At 39.0% G+C, this 16,901-nt stretch carries 17 protein-coding genes; 7 read left to right on the top strand and 10 right to left on the bottom strand.

Features of this window, described 5'->3' with window-relative positions:
- The first annotated feature begins 139 nt into the window (after positions 1 to 139).
- Together H5160_RS11460 and H5160_RS11455 are read left to right on the top strand one after the other, a co-directional pair.
- A complete protein-coding gene (locus H5160_RS11460) occupies positions 140 to 1,219 on the top strand; it encodes a ketoacyl-ACP synthase III (protein ID WP_154902922.1) in 1,080 nt (359 codons plus the stop codon).
- A gap of 70 nt (positions 1,220 to 1,289) precedes the next feature.
- A complete protein-coding gene (locus tag H5160_RS11455; RefSeq protein ID WP_182733309.1) occupies positions 1,290 to 1,676 on the top strand; it encodes a VOC family protein in 387 nt (128 codons plus the stop codon).
- Positions 1,677 to 1,710: 34 nt separating this feature from the next.
- Here H5160_RS11455 and H5160_RS11450 read toward each other — a convergent pair whose 3' ends face one another.
- A complete protein-coding gene (locus tag H5160_RS11450; RefSeq protein WP_182737488.1) occupies positions 1,711 to 3,075 on the bottom strand; it encodes a M17 family metallopeptidase in 1,365 nt (454 codons plus the stop codon).
- A gap of 87 nt (positions 3,076 to 3,162) precedes the next feature.
- Positions 3,163 to 3,585 carry a hypothetical protein gene (locus H5160_RS11445; protein ID WP_002959004.1) on the bottom strand — a complete coding sequence of 141 codons (423 nt, stop codon included), beginning with the start codon at positions 3,583 to 3,585 and terminating at the stop codon, positions 3,163 to 3,165.
- 103 nt (positions 3,586 to 3,688) lie between these two features.
- Here H5160_RS11445 and H5160_RS11440 point away from each other — a divergent pair, with 103 nt between their 5' ends.
- From H5160_RS11440 to H5160_RS11430, 3 genes are all read left to right on the top strand, one after another.
- On the top strand, positions 3,689 to 3,862 hold the full coding sequence (locus tag H5160_RS11440) for an oxidoreductase-like domain-containing protein (RefSeq protein ID WP_154902924.1): 174 nt from the start codon (positions 3,689 to 3,691) through the stop codon (positions 3,860 to 3,862).
- Positions 3,863 to 4,179: 317 nt separating this feature from the next.
- Complete coding sequence (locus H5160_RS11435) at positions 4,180 to 6,762, top strand: TonB-dependent siderophore receptor (protein WP_182737486.1); 2,583 nt, start codon at positions 4,180 to 4,182, stop codon at positions 6,760 to 6,762.
- Between the two features lie 249 nt (positions 6,763 to 7,011).
- Positions 7,012 to 8,445 (top strand): sulfotransferase, encoded by a 1,434-nt coding sequence (locus tag H5160_RS11430; protein WP_182737485.1) that lies wholly within the window; start codon positions 7,012 to 7,014, stop codon positions 8,443 to 8,445.
- A gap of 315 nt (positions 8,446 to 8,760) precedes the next feature.
- Here H5160_RS11430 and H5160_RS11425 read toward each other — a convergent pair whose 3' ends face one another.
- A complete protein-coding gene (locus tag H5160_RS11425) occupies positions 8,761 to 9,663 on the bottom strand; it encodes an alpha/beta fold hydrolase (RefSeq protein ID WP_182737483.1) in 903 nt (300 codons plus the stop codon).
- A gap of 128 nt (positions 9,664 to 9,791) precedes the next feature.
- Here H5160_RS11425 and rlmF point away from each other — a divergent pair, with 128 nt between their 5' ends.
- Together rlmF and ltaE are read left to right on the top strand one after the other, a co-directional pair.
- The gene (gene rlmF / locus H5160_RS11420) at positions 9,792 to 10,724 is read left to right on the top strand and encodes a 23S rRNA (adenine(1618)-N(6))-methyltransferase RlmF (RefSeq protein ID WP_182737482.1); all 933 of its coding nucleotides are present in this window, start codon (positions 9,792 to 9,794) and stop codon (positions 10,722 to 10,724) included.
- A 40-nt stretch (positions 10,725 to 10,764) separates the two neighbouring features.
- Positions 10,765 to 11,769: a low-specificity L-threonine aldolase gene (ltaE, locus tag H5160_RS11415; protein ID WP_182737481.1), complete on the top strand. Its 1,005-nt coding sequence runs from the start codon at positions 10,765 to 10,767 to the stop codon at positions 11,767 to 11,769.
- Here the strand turns inward: ltaE and H5160_RS11410 are convergent.
- The 7 genes from H5160_RS11410 to H5160_RS11380 form a co-directional block, all read right to left on the bottom strand.
- Complete coding sequence (locus H5160_RS11410) at positions 11,752 to 12,336, bottom strand: thymidine kinase (protein ID WP_154902930.1); 585 nt, start codon at positions 12,334 to 12,336, stop codon at positions 11,752 to 11,754. The two genes, ltaE and H5160_RS11410, sit on opposite strands and share 18 nt — an antisense overlap.
- A gap of 93 nt (positions 12,337 to 12,429) precedes the next feature.
- On the bottom strand, positions 12,430 to 13,224 hold the full coding sequence (locus H5160_RS11405) for an amino acid ABC transporter substrate-binding protein (protein ID WP_182737480.1): 795 nt from the start codon (positions 13,222 to 13,224) through the stop codon (positions 12,430 to 12,432).
- 72 nt (positions 13,225 to 13,296) lie between these two features.
- Positions 13,297 to 13,767: a methylated-DNA--[protein]-cysteine S-methyltransferase gene (locus tag H5160_RS11400; protein ID WP_182737479.1), complete on the bottom strand. Its 471-nt coding sequence runs from the start codon at positions 13,765 to 13,767 to the stop codon at positions 13,297 to 13,299.
- On the bottom strand, positions 13,767 to 15,119 hold the full coding sequence (locus tag H5160_RS11395) for a DNA-3-methyladenine glycosylase 2 family protein (protein ID WP_154902933.1): 1,353 nt from the start codon (positions 15,117 to 15,119) through the stop codon (positions 13,767 to 13,769). Before H5160_RS11395 ends, H5160_RS11400 begins: the two co-directional genes overlap by 1 nt.
- A gap of 74 nt (positions 15,120 to 15,193) precedes the next feature.
- On the bottom strand, positions 15,194 to 15,805 hold the full coding sequence (locus H5160_RS11390; RefSeq protein ID WP_154902934.1) for a superoxide dismutase: 612 nt from the start codon (positions 15,803 to 15,805) through the stop codon (positions 15,194 to 15,196).
- Positions 15,806 to 15,827: 22 nt separating this feature from the next.
- Positions 15,828 to 16,334 carry a hypothetical protein gene (locus tag H5160_RS11385; RefSeq protein ID WP_182737478.1) on the bottom strand — a complete coding sequence of 169 codons (507 nt, stop codon included), beginning with the start codon at positions 16,332 to 16,334 and terminating at the stop codon, positions 15,828 to 15,830.
- Positions 16,335 to 16,413: 79 nt separating this feature from the next.
- Positions 16,414 to 16,896, bottom strand: a complete 483-nt coding sequence (locus H5160_RS11380; protein ID WP_002958990.1) for a GNAT family N-acetyltransferase — start codon at positions 16,894 to 16,896, stop codon at positions 16,414 to 16,416.
- Positions 16,897 to 16,901 lie beyond the last annotated feature (5 nt).

Below are 16,901 nucleotides of genomic sequence, written 5' to 3'. Positions count from 1 at the left end.
TATACTAGCATTACCTTAAATAACCTGTAATTGCGAATATTTACGATACAAAACATGCTATAAACTAGTCTTGAAAGCCGTTTTTTGGTATAACTCCCCCATTAGTAACACATGTCAGACCACCTTAAGAGAACATACTATGCCTTACGCACATATCACTGGTTGGGGTAAATGCATTCCACCAGCAAGCATTAGCAACGATGAAATTAGTGAAATAGTTGATACCACCGACGAGTGGATAACCACGCGTACTGGCATTAAATCTCGCCGAGTGAGTCATGTAAGTACCGCTGAGCTGGCAACCGTTGCAGCTAAGCATGCTATTGCGTGCGCAGGCATTGATCCTAAAGATATTGATTTAGTGATATTAGCAACCTGTACACCTTCTACTGTTGTGGCAAATACCGCCTCACAAGTGCAAAAAAATATTGGTGCAACAGGCGCTGCCGCAATGGATACAAACGCGGCATGTTCGGGCTTTTTATATGCGTTGCAAGCTGCTACAGCACAAATTCAAGCGGGTATGATTAAAAAAGCAGTCGTTATTGCCTCTGAACGTATGACCTGGTACGTAAACTGGGCACGTCGCGACAGCGCTGTTTTATTTGGCGATGGCGCAGGTGCAGTAATACTTGAAGCTGCCGATACGCCAGCGGGTTTACTTGGTACCAAAACCGGTTGTGACAGCGAAGACCGCGATATTTTACACATCACCAACTTTGGTAGCGATTTAAATAAGTATGAGCCAATTGGTCCTTCTGATTTATTATTTGAAGGTCGTGAAATTTTTAAACGTGCTGTAAAAGGTATGAGTGAAGCCTGCGACGACGTACTGCAACAGGCCAACTTAAGCCTTGACGACATTAATGTACTCGTTCCACACCAAGCTAACTTACGTATTATTCAGGCTATTCAGCATCGCTTAAAAGTACCTGACGAAAAAGTAATGGTTAACATTGGTGACTATGGTAATACCTCTGCTGCGACTATTGCTATTGCGTTATGTGAAGCGGTTGAGCAAGGGTTAATTAAACCGCATTCAAACATTATGTCTGCAGCATTTGGTGCAGGCCTTACGTGGGCTGCAAGTTACATAAAATGGGGCGAACGTGTAACGCCTATTAGTGTAAGCGATGCTGCTTTACCACCATGTGATAAAACTGGTTTAGAGCTTGTAGCACCGGCCGTTAAAGCATGTAAAGAAGCCGAGCCTAGCTAACACAACATGTAGTAAGCCACATATAAAATGCACTTATTTAAGTGCGTTTTTGCTTTTTAAGGAATTAAATTTGAAACTTTTAGGTATTCATCACGCTGCTATAATTTGTAGTGACTATGCACGTTCTAAACACTTTTATAGCAATGTACTTAAACTTAACGTTATTAATGAGCACTTTAGAACTGATCGTAATTCATATAAATTAGATTTAGCCATGCCCGATGGTAGCCAAATAGAGCTATTTTCGTTTGATGGTTCGCCCGAAAGACCCAGCTATCCCGAAGCACAAGGCTTAAGACATTTAGCTTTTAAGGTAGCGGATGTACAGATTGCAAAAACGTATTTAGAATCGTGCGACGTAAAAGTTGAGGATATTAGAGTGGATGAAATAACCGGCAAAAAGTTTACCTTTTTTGCCGATCCAGATAACTTGCCACTTGAGCTTTATGAGGTTTAAAACTCAAGTTATTTCTTACTATTAAATCAATAACTTACTTATTAAAACGATTTTGTAGGTAATTAAACACCGCACGAATACCTAACGCTTCACCACCCGTTGGACGACCTGGTAATGCACGTAAGTTCCACGCCATTACATCAAAGTGTACCCACGGTGTTGTTGGTTCAACAAATTCTTTTAAGTAAAGCGCTGCGGTAATAGCACCACCAAACGGTGTGCTTGCGCAATTTGCCATATCGGCTACATCACTTTTTAGTAAGCTTTTGTATTGCTCAAACAACGGAAGTTGCCAAACAGGGTCATGTACACTTAAACCGGCGTCAATAATCCCATTTGCTACATCGCGCTCTGTTGAGAAAAAGCCCGGAAGCTCCGTGCCCAGTGCAACACGGCATGCACCCGTGAGAGTAGCAAAATCAATAATTAGCTCAGGATTATCGTTTTGCGCTTCGCTTAATGCATCACATAATACTAAGCGACCTTCAGCGTCGGTATTATCAATTTCGACCATGATACCTTTGCGCGTTTTAATAACATCGCCTGGGCGAAATGCATTGCGCGATACTGCATTTTCAACCGCTGGTACAAGTACACGTAATCTAATTGGTAAGTTAGCTGCCATAATAAGCTGCGCTAGTGCAATTACGTGCGCCGCGCCGCCCATGTCTTTTTTCATGTTACGCATGCCAGAGCTTGGTTTTAAATCAAGTCCGCCTGAGTCAAAACATACGCCCTTACCGACTAGCGTAATTAATGGAGCTTCTGTCGCGCCCCATTTTAAATCAAGTAAACGCGGTTTATTTTCGCTTGCACGACCCACCATATGAATAGTCGGGTAGTTTTGCTCTAGTAACTCATCGCCAACCCACTGTGAAAATTCGCCATTGTAAGTTGCAGCTAAATCTTCCATAACTTGCGATAAATGTTGCGGCATCATATCTACCGCTGGAGTATTAACTAAATCACGTGCAAGTGTAATGGCATCAGCTTGTTGGCTAATGCGTTCATATAACGCTTTATCGCTAATGGCTAATTGCGCCTTTGCTGTTGGTTTTTCTTTGTATTCACTAAATTCGTAACCACCAAGTACAAACCCTAAAGCAACCTGCTCTACAAAAGCGCTGTCGCCTTGAATTTGATAAGTACCTGTAGGAAGTGTATTTGCTAAATTACCCGCAGCCCAAAAATCATCGCTGCTTTGCATTAAACAAAATACCTGGCTTAACTCGCCCGTTTTAGCATCAGGAATTAAAGCAACACCTTGCTTTTCAAAACCTGTATTAGTTAACCAATTTTGTATAAATGCAGGCTGCTGTGCTTGCCAGTCAGATAATTCGTTTTTAAGAATAAAAGATAAAGGAATACCAGAAGATGTATGACGTAGTAATGCACTCATTAAAAAGCTCATATAATATAAAAATGGTACTTAAGAGCATATCAATAAGCGCACCTAAAAGGTATCGCTAATTTGAAGGGATTTTAGCTACTTTTTTAAGCTATTTTTAGATTCTTGCTTTTGATTTTCTTGATCTATTTTAGCATCTAGTTCTTTAATAGATTTGTTCATATTAAACGAACTTGGCAGTACATCAACTCCCACCAAACTCCCTAATTTAACAACTAAAGGAATTGTAAGCGGAGCAAAAGGTAATACAGCAAATACACCGAGCCCTAACCCTTTTAAAATATCAACAAATTGCTCATTTGCGCGTTTTAACTCTTCTTTACTTGTGTGGCCTTGAGTGTAACGCCTATAAATAGAGAGCATTTCTTTAGTTTCTTGTTTTTCTTGGGCGAGTGCGATTTTAAGCGCCACCATAGCACGGCGAAAACGCAGCTGTTGGCGTTTTTTACTAATTTTAACTACCCGCCAAGGTGCACGGTGAATAACTTTATATAATCGCATAACTTTTATTTTCACACAGCAGCACAGGTTCACAAAGAATAATTTACTTTCAACACCCTTTAACTTACCCTTTGCACCAAATTAGTATTAAATACATACAACAATGCAGAATATAACAAATCAATTACCGCAAAAACCTGAAAAACCAAAATCGGATGAATGTTGCGGTGGTGGCAGTTGCTGTCCCTGCGTATGGGATGAATACAAAGAAAAATTAGCAGCTTGGCGGTACGCACAAAACATTGAAAACCCCACAAAAAAAGATACAAATAAATAACATTTAAATGCAGTTAGCACATTAATATTCCCCTCAACAGCCTTATTTGCACTTATTTAGTTCATTTTAGTTTTACTTTGCACCACTGTTGCATTTTTTCTTAAATTGAATCTTTTTGTTATCAAACGGTTAATTAGTAATTGCCCTTCCTGTTTTTTATCTATAGTCTGTAGATAGGACTTCACAAAAAGTAAGCTTAATTGATTAGGCTTTTGAGCTAAAACCTCAAACTTATGTGAAACAAAAAATTAAGTTAAAAACAAATGATGTGAAATTCACATCAAAAATAAGAATTATTCTAACTGGGGAAAATTAGAATGAAATTAAAAAGTAATGCGCTAAACCAAGCAATCAAATTTGCTTTAGCTACAACCACTGCAGGGTTATTTATTTCTGGATCTGCTATTGCGGCAGACGAGCAGGAACAAACTAAAGTAAATAAAAACGTTGAGAAAATTGCCGTAGTAGGTACGCGTTCAGCTCCTCGTTCAATAGGTGACTCACCGGTTCCAATCGACATTATTGGCGGCGAAGAGCTTGAAAAGTCAGGTAACACTGACATGCTTGAACTTTTAAAAGGTGCAGTACCATCGTTTAACGTACACCAAAACCCTATCAGTGATGCGGCTTCTCTTGTTCGTCCAGCTAACTTACGTGGTTTACCGTCAGACAGCACATTGGTTCTTTTAAACGGCAAACGTCGTCACCGTGCTTCTGTAATCGCATTTTTAGGCGGTGGTATTAACGATGGCGCGCAAGGCGCAGATATTTCAGTTATTCCAAGCATTGCGATTAAACAAGTAGAAGTACTTCGCGATGGCGCGGCTGCGCAGTATGGTTCTGATGCAATCGCCGGTGTAATGAATTTCCAACTAAAAGACGCTTCAGAAGGTGGTAAATTAGAAATCCGCCATGGTCAATTTTATGAAGGTGATGGCGATACAACACAAGTGTCGGGTAACGTAGGTTTACCGTTTACCGACAATGGTTTTGCTAATTTAAGCTTTCAATATAAAACAGCTGATGCAACAAGCCGTTCAGTTCAACGTGCCGATGCTGCAGCACTTTCAGCTGCCGGTGTGCCTGAAGTATCTTCTCTTGCACAAGTATGGGGTGCACCAGAAGTAGATGACGATATTACTATTTTTGGTAATGTGGGTTTAGAGCTAACAAACGACTCTGAATTTTACATGTTTGGTAACTACTCTGAACGTGATGTACGTGGCGGTTTTTATTACCGTAATCCGCAAACACGTTCTGGTGTTTACTCAAATGATGGTGGCGAAACATTACTTGTTGCCGACACAACACCTGATATGAGTGCAAACTGTCCAACTATCACAATAACAGACGGCAATGTACTAGATGATCCTGCTTACATAAATGGTGTAGCAAACAACCCAGATTGTTTTGCCTTTAATGAGATGCTTCCAGGTGGCTTTACACCTAACTTTGGCGGCAACATTACTGATACTTCTTTAACTATTGGTACTAAAGGTCGATTCACTGGTGGCTTCTTAAAAGATACTTACTATGACTTAAGCGGTACTGTTGGCTTAAATGAATCACGTTACTTTATTTACGACACGGTTAATGCCTCTTTAGGTGCAGATACACCACGAGACTTCAGCCCGGGTAAATACGAACAGCTAGAGAAGAACTTTAACTTTGATTTATCAAAAGGTATCGACTTTGGTTTAGCTTATGATGTAAACATTGCCGGTGGTTTTGAGTGGCATGAAGAAACATTTACTATCGTCTCTGGTGATGAAGCATCTTACACAGCAGGCCCTTTAACAGAACAAGGCTTTGGTATTGGCTCTAACGGCTTTCCTGGTTTTAAACCATCACAAGCGGGTGAATTTTCTCGCCGTAACTATGCAGCATATGTTGATGTTGAAGCACCGTTTACTGAAGACTTTTTAATGGGCGTAGCACTTCGATTTGAAGACTACGACAGCTTTGGCACTACCACTAACTACAAAGTAATGGCTCAATACCATTTAACTGAAGACTTAAACGTGCGTGGTTCTGTAAGCAGTGGTTTCCGTGCACCAACGGTTGGTCAAGCTAACGTAAGTAATGTACAAACAAGTTTAGATGGCGGTGTATTACAAGATTCAGCGCTTCTTCCACCAACAAACCCAATTGCAGTGCAATTAGGTGGTACAGAGCTTGAGCCGGAAGAATCACAAAGTTATACGCTTGGTGCTGTATACACAATTGGCGAATTATTTTTAACGCTTGATTACTACAACATCCAAGTAGATGACCGTATTAGCCAATCAGATAAAATCAACTTAAGCCAAGCAGACAAAGATACCCTTGCAGCAGCAGGAGTACCTAATGTACAAGGTCTTGCTCAAGTAAGCTTTTTTACAAACGACTTTGACACAACAACACAAGGTATCGATTTAGTTGCAAACTATACAGCCGAATTAATGGGCGGTAGCTCTACATTTAGCCTTGCATATAACTGGAATGATACTGAAGTAACTAAATTTAGTGAAATTACAGGTGCGTTTAAAGTTAAGCGTTTAGAAGAAGATTTACCTAATCATCGTGCAACGTTCACATTGTCTCAACAATGGGAATCAGTTTCTGCATTTGCTCGTGCAAACTACTACGGCGAATACCAAGGTGTTCACGTTGATTATGATGCAACAGCTAAAACAGCAGATGCTGCAGTCACTATTGATGCTGAAGTAACTTACTTCTTAAATGAATCAGTTAGCTTCTCAGTAGGTGCTCAAAACTTATTCGACCAAGATGCTGAAAAACTTGATTTTGCAGATGCAACGGGCATCCCTAATAACAACTGGGGTGGTCAGTTCTACGAAACATCTCCGTTTGGTATTAACGGTGGCTTTTACTACGCTAAAGCAACATATACTTTTTAAACTATTTTCATGAAGAACCAAAGGCGAAATGTTAAAGACATTTCGCCTTTTTAATTTTATAGTTAATAAAAATAATAATGAACAATACCAATTGCATTGAATAAGTGTTCTATTATAGCGCTCAGAAAATAGCGTAATAACAAGGCGAAAACTATGATATATAGTTGCTCTATATGAATAATTTTTAACGCAGTGAGTACGCTATTTAATGCGATAGAATGATTATTTTTTAATAAAATTGGTATAACTATGCTACTTGAAAAAGCCAACCAACTACTGCAACAAAATAAACTCAAAGAAGCCGAGTTCCATTTTAAAGCAATTTTAAATAGTAACCCTGAAAATGGTGAGGCTTTATTTGGCTTAGGCAGAATTGCCTTACGACTAGAACGTTACGACGCTGCTGTATACCTACTCCAAAAAGCCTGTGAGCGCTTGCCTCATATGCTTGAACCATTACATGCCCTTGCTGATGCTTTTAACGGTGTTCATTCGCCAAACGATGCGCTAACGGTGCTTGAATACGCAAAAAAATTAGCAAGTCATAATCCAGAACCTCATTATTACTTAGCACAGCACTATTTAACACATGGCGAGTTAGATAAAGCTCATACAACTTTTGCTCATGCACTCAGCATTGGTGTATACCCTGTAACAGCCTATATTTTATTTGAACTTGTACAATTAGGTCGCTTTGATAAAGAACATAATTATGTAAGTAATTTGCACCACTTATTAACTCAAACTAGTAATTTACGTTTAAAAATGGTGTGTTACTACGCATTAGCAAACAGTTACGATGCACTTGAGGATACCGAGCAAGCATTTAATTATTTTATATTGGCGAATAAATTACAAAAAAAATTAAGTGAATTTAACACTAGAGATTTAATCCCTTTTTACGATGAAATAATAAAATACAACACCGAGGAGTTTATAGCCTCTGCCGATAAAAAATTTACGGGTAATATCACGCCTGTATTTATTATTGGCATGCCTCGTAGTGGCTCTACCCTTGTGGAGCAAATGTTGGCAAGCCATAGTCAGTTTTCGAGCCTAGGAGAGAGCACGAGTATTAGTAATAACGCAGTTGCTTTTATCGAACAAAAAACGGGAGTGACTTACCCGCAATGTTTAGCACATTTAACGCCGGATTTAATCAAAAAAGCCCGCGAGCTGTATATCACAACATTAAAAACAGCATCGCCCATCAGACCTTTTATAATAAATAAACTGCCGAGTAATTATCAGTCGCTCGGAATTATATATATTCTATTTCCAAATGCTAAATTTATAAATTTAAGTCGTGATTTTAATGCCACTGCATTTTCTATCTTCACTAATTACTTTGCTGAAAACGAGCCTTACTTTTGCTCACTACCTGAGTTTAAGCTTTATCATAAGTTGTATAAAAAACTGATGAGCCATTGGCACTCTTTTAAAGAGATGCCAATTTATGATGTCAGTTACGAAGATTTAGTGAATAACCCAAAAGAGCAGCTAACGCAGTTACTTGGTTTTTTAAACTGTAGTTTTGAAGAGCGCTGCTTAGCGTTTTATAAACAAAAAACACCGGTAACGACCTTGAGTAAACATGCTATTCGCCAACCTATTAATAATGCCGCAATCGCTAAGTGGGAGCGTTACAAAACACCTCTTCTAAAGTTACTTGATGAGAATTAATTAGGGCCTGTTTATCTTTCGAGGTTAAATTTGCAGTAGGCTGTTTGGTATTTAGGCAAGGCAGAGCCTATGTAGTGTGGTTGTTCCCCATAAATAGGCGATAACGCAGCATAAAGACCAAACATCCACTGCCCTTTGGGTTCTCTCTAGGGACGATTAACTCTTTGTTGCTCGGTTTTTACTTATTCTTACATGGATGTAAGCCAGTAGGGTAACGCAGGAGCAGTTACCGAGCCCACTAGGTTACAAACTTCGCGCCGTGATTAAAACTTCCTTGGATTGAACAAATTTTAATCCTGAAAGGTCAACAGGCCCTTACGGATGTGCTTTAAACCAATTAAGTAAATCTTTAAATTGATCATCACGCGCACTTGGGTGGGTAAGCATATTAATATGATCGTAATCAAAATTATGCCCGTGTTTACGACCGTAAATTTGCATTTGTTGAATGCCTAGCCCCGATTCGTCCATAAATTTTTGAATATCGATTGGTTGCGCTAATGCTTTATCTTTTACCGCAGCAATATGAAGCGTTGGCGGTAAATGCAGGTTGTTTAGCGCTTTTGCATAATCAAAATTATCATCAGAATCTATCCATGGCTTCTTTTTAGCCCATTGCATACTTTGATAATGCGACTTTTGAGTTTCGTTATCGCTGCCCCACTTATAACCTTTAGCGTTTAAATAGCCATGTTTTTTAGCAAGTAAAGGCGCCATAAAATACCAAATTAAATTGGCTTGTAATAATTTTTGAGGGTGATTATTAAATAAAGAACGCTTAGAGCCAAAATACACACATGCTTTAACGTCGTTAATATATTCTGGAAAACGTGCAAACGCGCTGTTCATCAACACCCCGCCCCAAGAGTGAGCAACCCAGTAGTCTGGCTTTTTGCCTTCAATCAACTCTATTTGCTTAATAAAGGCAGGGATGTCTTCTAGGATAGACTCAGTTTGTCCATATTCGGACTCGCTCGAAATGATTGGCTTGCTATCACCTCGGCCACGTAAATCAGCCACATAACATCTATACCCATGCTCAGCTAAAAAAGGGGCAAGTCCTTTATTAGAGGGCGTGTAAAAAATCTTACCGTTTTCTATTGCTCCATGCATAAAAAATACGATAGGCCCTTGCTGATCTTCATCGCTAATACGGCGTAAATGAAGTGTTTGCTGATCAGCTACATTAATAATTATTGATTGCTGAGAAATTGCCACAGTTATTCCTTTTTATTATTTTCAACTCATCCTACCAGTAATATTAAATATACCAAAGGAAATGTGTGCACTTTACTCATCAGCATTTGTTACAATCACCACATCATATCTGTTGTTAAAATGAAGCCATGAAAGAAAATAAAGCACGTTCAAAATTACACCCTCGTAACCTACATAAAAATGGGTACAACTTCGATTTATTAACAACAGAGCATCCTGCTCTACTGCCCTTTGTTATAACCACACCTGCAGGGACTAAAAGCATTGATTTTAGTGATAACAAAGCTGTTAAAACACTTAATCAAGCTCTTTTAAAAGCACATTATAATATTGATTTTTGGGATATTCCCGAGCACAACTTATGCCCACCTATACCTGGGCGTGTTGACTACATTCATTACTTAGCCGACCTATTAAGTGATGATAATCAACAACAAATACCTTTAGGTAAGCAAATTAAAGTGCTTGATATTGGCACTGGCGCTAACTTAGTTTATCCGCTTACTGGTACAAGTGAATATAAGTGGCATTTTACTGGAACTGATATTGATACAGCCTCAGTAAAAATAGCAAAGCAAATTGCTCAGTTTAATCGTTTAAAAATCACCCTAAAACATCAAAAAAACGCATCACAAATTTTTAAAGGCGTTATAAACCAAAAAGATCTATACCATTTAACGCTCTGTAACCCTCCGTTTCATGCAAGTGAAGAAGAGGCAAGTAAAGGCAGTGAACGTAAGTGGAAAAACTTAGGAAAAACACCCAGTAGCACGCTTAATTTTGGTGGTCATAATAATGAATTGTGGTGTGAAGGCGGTGAAGTACAGTTTATCTCTAATATGATTAAAGAAAGCGAAGACTTTGCAGAGCAAGTACTGTGGTTTACGTCGTTAGTCTCTAAAAAAGATAATATTGCAGCCCTTGAAGAAGTATTAAAAGCTCACCCAATAGCACAGTATAAAATTGTTGATATGGCACAAGGTCAAAAAATTAGCCGCTTTATTGCATGGACCTACTTTGATAAAGACACTCGTGAGCAAATTTGTAGCGAGCTTGATTAATACCAATTTTATTAAAAATAATAAAAAGGATAAGGCAATCATGATAGATTTTCGCTCTGATACAGTTACAAAACCAACAAAAGAAATGCGCGATATTATGTACAACGCACCGGTTGGTGACGATGTATATGGTGATGATGAAAGCGTTAACCAACTAGAAGCCTATGCGTGTAAGCGTTTTAATTTTGAAGCCGCACTTTATTGTAGCTCAGGCACACAAGCCAACTTACTTGCGTTAATGGCGCACTGTGAGCGAGGTGACGAATACATTTGTGGCCAAAATGCTCACAATTATAAGTTTGAGGGTGGCGGCGCAGCTGTTTTAGGATCTGTTCAGCCACAGCCTATTGAAAACGATGCTGATGGCAGCATCCCTTTTAGTAAAATAGCGGCGGCTATAAAACCAGACGATTGCCATTTTGCAAAAACGCGATTGCTCAGCTTAGAAAATACCATTGGCGGAAAAGTACTCCCGCTTGAGTACTTAGCCCAAGCACGTGACTTTGTTAATACGCATAGTTTAGCGCTGCACTTAGACGGCGCACGTGCTTTTAATGCCGCTGTTGAGCTAAATATTGATATCACTGAAATTACAAAACACTTTGACTCAGTTTCTATTTGTTTATCTAAAGGTTTAGGTGCGCCTGTAGGCTCTTTATTATTAGGCTCACCAGCACTTATTAATAAAGCAAGACGATGGAGAAAAGTACTTGGTGGTGGTATGCGCCAAGCCGGAATGCTTGCAGCTGCCGGGCAGTTTGCACTTGAGCACAATGTAGAGCGCTTAAAATACGATCATGAAAATGCACGTTATTTGGCTCAACAATTAAGTGAAATCAGTGGCTTTACTGTCGATATGACTAACACCACTAATATGGTTTACGCAACATACAGTAGCAGTATAAATATTGAAGATATTGCTGAAGCGCTTAAACAACAAGGCATATTATTTAGCCCAAGCAAGCAGCTTAGGCTAGTTACGCATTTAGATATAACCCGCGAAGATATTGATACATTTTTAAATGCTTTATCGGCCCATATTTAACGCGGCTTTATAATGTTTGCGGCATACCGAAACATATCGGTCATTGCCGCCAATTTCTACTTGGTTACCATCGGCTATTGCTTCGCCATTTTCATCGGTACGCAGTACATGGTTAGCTTTACGCCCGCAGTGGCAAACAGTTTTAAGCTCAACTAACTTATCAGCCCACGCAAGCAAATATTGCGACCCTATAAATAGCTCGCCTCTAAAGTCGTTACGCAAGCCATAACACAATACCGGTATACCGAGTTCATCAACCACATCGGTTAATTGCATTACTTGTTCTTTTGATAAAAATTGGCACTCGTCAACTAACACACAATGGCGCTTTTTATCATTATTGAGTGATTGAATAAGATCAAAAACATCTTTACTAGCATCAAATACATGCGCATCAGCTTGCAAACCAATACGAGACGATACTTTACCCACGCCTTGTCTATCATCAATGGCAGCAGTCAGGATCACAGGTTCCATGCCACGTTCTTTATAATTAAATGCAGATTGTAATAACGTGGTTGATTTACCTGCATTCATTGCAGAGTAGTAAAAGTATAATTGAGCCATTGCGGTGCCATTTTATAAAAAGTGCGCTTATGCTACCTTAATATTAAATTAATACCAATTTACAAACGCGAATTTTATTTTGTCGGGGCCTGTTTATTTGAGTGTTTGTAAGTATTTAATATACACAGGTGCACTTTCAAATTTTGATAACCACTGCCACATTTGCAAGCTTAGAGCATTATTTTCTTCATAGAATTTTTTTGAAAATACAAGGTAACCATGGCTGGTTTCGTAAGGGGGATAAATAGGTTTAACATTATTACCCTCATACGGATAACTCGACACTTTTAAGCCGTCTACTTGGCATAGATCAACGCTCGCCTGCACTACCCCCTTATCTAGCAACTCAAAAGCTTTGCTTTTAGAAAACGTATTATGAATAAAAAATGGTTCTTCTTTTAACGCGCTATTTAGCCCATAACCATTAGGAATAGCTATCGTAAATGCTTTATTTTGAAATACTTCACGAGTCTCCCATTCCTTATGAAATTTATAGCGCCCTATAAGGCAGCTGCCAAATTCACTTACTGCGTAGTCATCTTGTAACTTACCTTGCTCATCAACAGGGTAAACAGCAACGTTTTCTCGCCCTTTGCGGTAACTTGCAATAACAGCATTAACTCGATTAAATTCTAAATCGTTTAAGCATCTACGCCATGGCTTTCTAACAAATGATATTGCTACATTGGGCAATGCTAAATCAAGTTGTTGAAGTATTTCGATTGATGCACCAGGTTTATCTGTTGGTATATTTTGGCCATCACCTAAAAACATAGGAGCTATATTTTTGTCTTCGTAACAAAACACGAGACTTTGCGGCTTGCTAAACACAGTAGCGGTAAACATTAAACTGGCAATAAAAAAGTAAACTAAGCTATTAATACGCATAATAATTTTTATTAGTTGATTATTTAAATTATAGGTTTAGTTAAGCAGACTGGCTATATTTTATCAATTAATTTACATTAATCCTTCGTGTTTCAGCAACCACAGTTTCCTTTCAAGCCCACCAGCATAGCCCGTTAACTTTGCATTTGCGCCAATAATGCGGTGGCACGGTACAATAATACTAATCGGATTTTTACCATTAGCAGCGCCTACTGCCCTCACTGCTTTTGGGTTATTGAGTTGGTTAGCAATATAGCCGTATGTTTGCGATTGTCCAAAAGGTACTGTTAATAGTGCTTGCCATACACTTTGCTGAAATACCGTACCGGTTGTATCAAGTGGTACATCAAACATAGTGCGTTTTTTTGCAAAGTACTCATTTAACTGCGCAGCGCAAATAAGCACCGCCTTGTTAGTAACTTGCTCAAATGGCGTATGAGGGTGCTCAACTGGAGGATAAAAACCAACGTAACTCACACCTTTATCAGTCGCTTGAATAATTATGTCGTCTATAGGGCTCGAAATTGATGTTTGAATGATCATTATAATTGCTGCCAAAGTTGAAACGTTAAGTAAGAGCGAAAAGGAGCGCAATTAGCAGGCTCAAACGGATTTGCCGCTGCTTGTGCTTTTTTAACACCTAAATCACCATCAAGTAATATATCGGGTTGGCTTTGTCCTCGCAGCTTTGCATAATTTACTGTCCAAGGGCCAATTCCTTTTAAACTAAGCCATTCGTCTAAATCGTCATTTTCAGGATTTAGCGCACAAAACTGGGCTAAGTTGTGTAGCGCATTTTTGCGTGCTTGTGGCATTTTAAAAAATGCAAAATCACTATTAGCAACAATTTTAGCCGTAGGAAAATAAACGGCATCGCCCTCTTTTTCGCCTAATTCATCAACTAACTTTGTTACTAAATTATGCGCTGCAGTAACACTCACTTGTTGCCCAAGTACCGCTCTTATACCGGCTTCAAAACTTGACCAAATCCCCGGAAGTCTGAGCCCTTCGCACACTGTAAACGCATTGTTTATATTGGCGCTTAAATGCATTTGAATTAAATTAATATCGGCATCTAAATCAAGCACACGGCGTATATTATTTATAACAGGTTGTAAGTACGCCGTATTGTCTATATTGATAGATACACTAAAGTGGTTTTTACTCGCTATAAATTCTGCGGTAAAACTTCCTTTATATTTATCACTTGCAAAAGTACGCCCGTAGCTCGTTTGTGTTATCCACTCCATTGGTTTTATCAAGCGCCTTTGTAAAAAGCCCTGCAAAGCAGGCCAATTATAAGGCGGCCTAAATGGCAGGGTTAAAATGAGTGTTGACGTTGGCTTTTTATCGCCACTGCGCAGCTTCGAGGGAGCTATATTTAACTGCTGTAAAAATGCATCATTAAAGCGCCTAATGCTTTTAAAGCCTGCGGAAAACGCTATTTCGGTAAGGGGTAAATGTGTTTCTTGAATCAGTTTTTTAGCAAAGTGGCATTGGTTAAATAATCGATATTGCGTAATCGACACGCCAAAATACTGCTTAAACAACTGCCTTAAATAACGACTACTTACGCCTAAACGAGCTGCTAATTTTTCGCAGTCGTGCTCGTCATTTTGATCTATTAACTGTTTTGCTCTAAGTGCCGTCGTTTTTGTACCCTGCCATGCTGCGCTGCCTGGGGCACTATCGGGCCTGCAACGAATACAGGGCCTAAAACCATCTTGCGCCGCGTTATGGGCAAACTGATAATAAGCAACGTTTTTTTCGTGAGCCGTTGGTGCAGGGCAAATTGGTCTGCAATAAATACCGGTACTTTTTACCGCTACGTAAAAAAGCCCGTCAAAACGAGGATCGCGACTCTGACGTGCTTTTTGCCAATGTGAAGTGTACATAAACGGCTCTATAAATTAATCTAATAGAGCCTAGCTTATAGAAAATAAACTGTATTACTAGCCATATTCGGCACTCAACTTATTGCGGCTAGGTAGCGTTTTTCAACTTCAGTCCAATTAATTACATTATAAAAAGCAGCAATATAGTCAGGACGCTTATTTTGATACTTCAAATAGTAGGCATGCTCCCATACATCAAGTCCCAAAATAGGGGTATTTCCCTGCATTAAAGGGCAATCTTGATTAGCACTATTTTCTACAATCAACTTTTTATCTGGGGTCACACATAGCCACGCCCAACCACTGCCAAATTGACTAATTGCAGCAGCAGTAAATTGATCTTTAAACTTATCAAAACTGCCAAACTGTTCATTTATTGCCTGAGCTACACTACCTTCAGGTTCCCCTCCTCCTTCTGGGCTCATTACTTGCCAAAATAAGCTGTGATTAAAATGCCCTCCTACATGCTCTTGTACTGCTTTTTGTAAATTACTAGGCAGGCTGTTTATTCCCTTAAGTAATTTTTCAGCATTTGCGGTTGCATAAACAGTATCTGCTAAAGCAGCATTGGCTTTATTGATATACGTTTGATGATGCAATGTGTGGTGAATATGCATTGTTTTACCATCAATATGAGGCTCAAGCGCATCGTACTCATAGTTAAGTGCAGGCAAAGTAAAAGCCATAAATACTCCTTTTTCTTTTAAATTAGTGCAGTTGATTGTTTGTAGTGCTCTCTGAGCATAAGCAAAAATTCACTTGCTCTATTAGCTCAGGTAAAAAATGATAGCGTCTTGCAAATGATACAAGTTCAGAGGACGTTTTAGTGTAATGATGCTTACTCACTTTTTGTATATCGTAATGAGTATGCTTAATTAGCGAACGGAGTGTTAAGTGTACTTCGCATAGCCATTTGCATGCATTTTCAGGCTGTTGCATAGCTATATAGGTATCAGCTAAATTATGCGACGCAACAACAAGTGCGGGTATGCAATGCTCAATAGCATGGATGACATTGTTATTAATCTGAGCATATAAAAACTGCTGAAGAAGATGATCTGCAAGTGTTTTAGCTAATAAGTATTTATCGCGGGCTTCGAGAAGTGCACCTTGTTCAAATGCATAATTACCTTGCATTATATTCGACTGCCAAGGGCTTAATGCTTGATCAAGACAAAGTAAATCTGAGTGGGATTGTTTTTGGTTTGAGATCATATAATCATCTGCACGTTTATTTATGGGCGTGTAGTTAACTTACACACCCATAAACCTAAATGCAAATGATTTTCATTAACTATTTAGCAAAGTCTAGTAATTCCTGCCCTGTTAAGCGATATATAATCCATTCGTTTTGAGGCTTTGCACCAATGCTATTGTAAAAATCGATAGCGGGTTTATTCCAATCAAGCACTACCCATTCAAAACGACCACAGTCATTACTAATCGCCTTATTAGCTAAGTGCTTCATAATGGCTTTACCTGCACCATTGCCACGGCTATCTGGGCTTACGTATAAATCTTCAAGGTATAGGCCATTTTTACCTAACCATGTAGAGTAATTATAAAAATAGACCGCAAAACCAATTGGCTCATCACCTTCTAAACAAATTATGCTGTGCGCAGTAGCACCGTCGCTAAACAGCGTATCTAAAATAGCCTGTTCGTCTGTTTTAACTGCATCCGGTTCTTTTTCATATATGGCAAGTTCGGTAATAAAGTGCAAAATTGTTTTCGCATCACTTGGTTTTGCATCACGTATTATAACGGGTTGGCTCATTGTAT

Source organism: Pseudoalteromonas sp. SG43-4 (assembly GCF_014164325.1).
Taxonomy (GTDB): Bacteria; Pseudomonadota; Gammaproteobacteria; order Enterobacterales; family Alteromonadaceae; genus Pseudoalteromonas; species Pseudoalteromonas distincta.
This window is presented reverse-complemented; position numbering and strand designations above follow the sequence as displayed.

What these genes read in the sequence shown, in the direction of transcription:
- H5160_RS11460 (WP_154902922.1), top strand. Translation starts at nt 140, where the DNA reads ATGCCTTACGCACATATCACTGGTTGGGGTAAATGCATTCCACCAGCA.
- H5160_RS11450 (WP_182737488.1), bottom strand. Translation starts at nt 3,075, where the DNA reads ATGAGTGCATTACTACGTCATACATCTTCTGGTATTCCTTTATCTTTT.
- H5160_RS11445 (WP_002959004.1), bottom strand. Translation starts at nt 3,585, where the DNA reads ATGCGATTATATAAAGTTATTCACCGTGCACCTTGGCGGGTAGTTAAA.
- H5160_RS11440 (WP_154902924.1), top strand. Translation starts at nt 3,689, where the DNA reads ATGCAGAATATAACAAATCAATTACCGCAAAAACCTGAAAAACCAAAA.
- H5160_RS11435 (WP_182737486.1), top strand. Translation starts at nt 4,180, where the DNA reads ATGAAATTAAAAAGTAATGCGCTAAACCAAGCAATCAAATTTGCTTTA.
- H5160_RS11430 (WP_182737485.1), top strand. Translation starts at nt 7,012, where the DNA reads ATGCTACTTGAAAAAGCCAACCAACTACTGCAACAAAATAAACTCAAA.
- rlmF (WP_182737482.1), top strand. Translation starts at nt 9,792, where the DNA reads ATGAAAGAAAATAAAGCACGTTCAAAATTACACCCTCGTAACCTACAT.
- ltaE (WP_182737481.1), top strand. Translation starts at nt 10,765, where the DNA reads ATGATAGATTTTCGCTCTGATACAGTTACAAAACCAACAAAAGAAATG.
- H5160_RS11410 (WP_154902930.1), bottom strand. Translation starts at nt 12,336, where the DNA reads ATGGCTCAATTATACTTTTACTACTCTGCAATGAATGCAGGTAAATCA.
- H5160_RS11405 (WP_182737480.1), bottom strand. Translation starts at nt 13,224, where the DNA reads ATGCGTATTAATAGCTTAGTTTACTTTTTTATTGCCAGTTTAATGTTT.
- H5160_RS11400 (WP_182737479.1), bottom strand. Translation starts at nt 13,767, where the DNA reads ATGATCATTCAAACATCAATTTCGAGCCCTATAGACGACATAATTATT.
- H5160_RS11395 (WP_154902933.1), bottom strand. Translation starts at nt 15,119, where the DNA reads ATGTACACTTCACATTGGCAAAAAGCACGTCAGAGTCGCGATCCTCGT.
- H5160_RS11390 (WP_154902934.1), bottom strand. Translation starts at nt 15,805, where the DNA reads ATGGCTTTTACTTTGCCTGCACTTAACTATGAGTACGATGCGCTTGAG.
- H5160_RS11385 (WP_182737478.1), bottom strand. Translation starts at nt 16,334, where the DNA reads ATGATCTCAAACCAAAAACAATCCCACTCAGATTTACTTTGTCTTGAT.
- H5160_RS11380 (WP_002958990.1), bottom strand. Translation starts at nt 16,896, where the DNA reads ATGAGCCAACCCGTTATAATACGTGATGCAAAACCAAGTGATGCGAAA.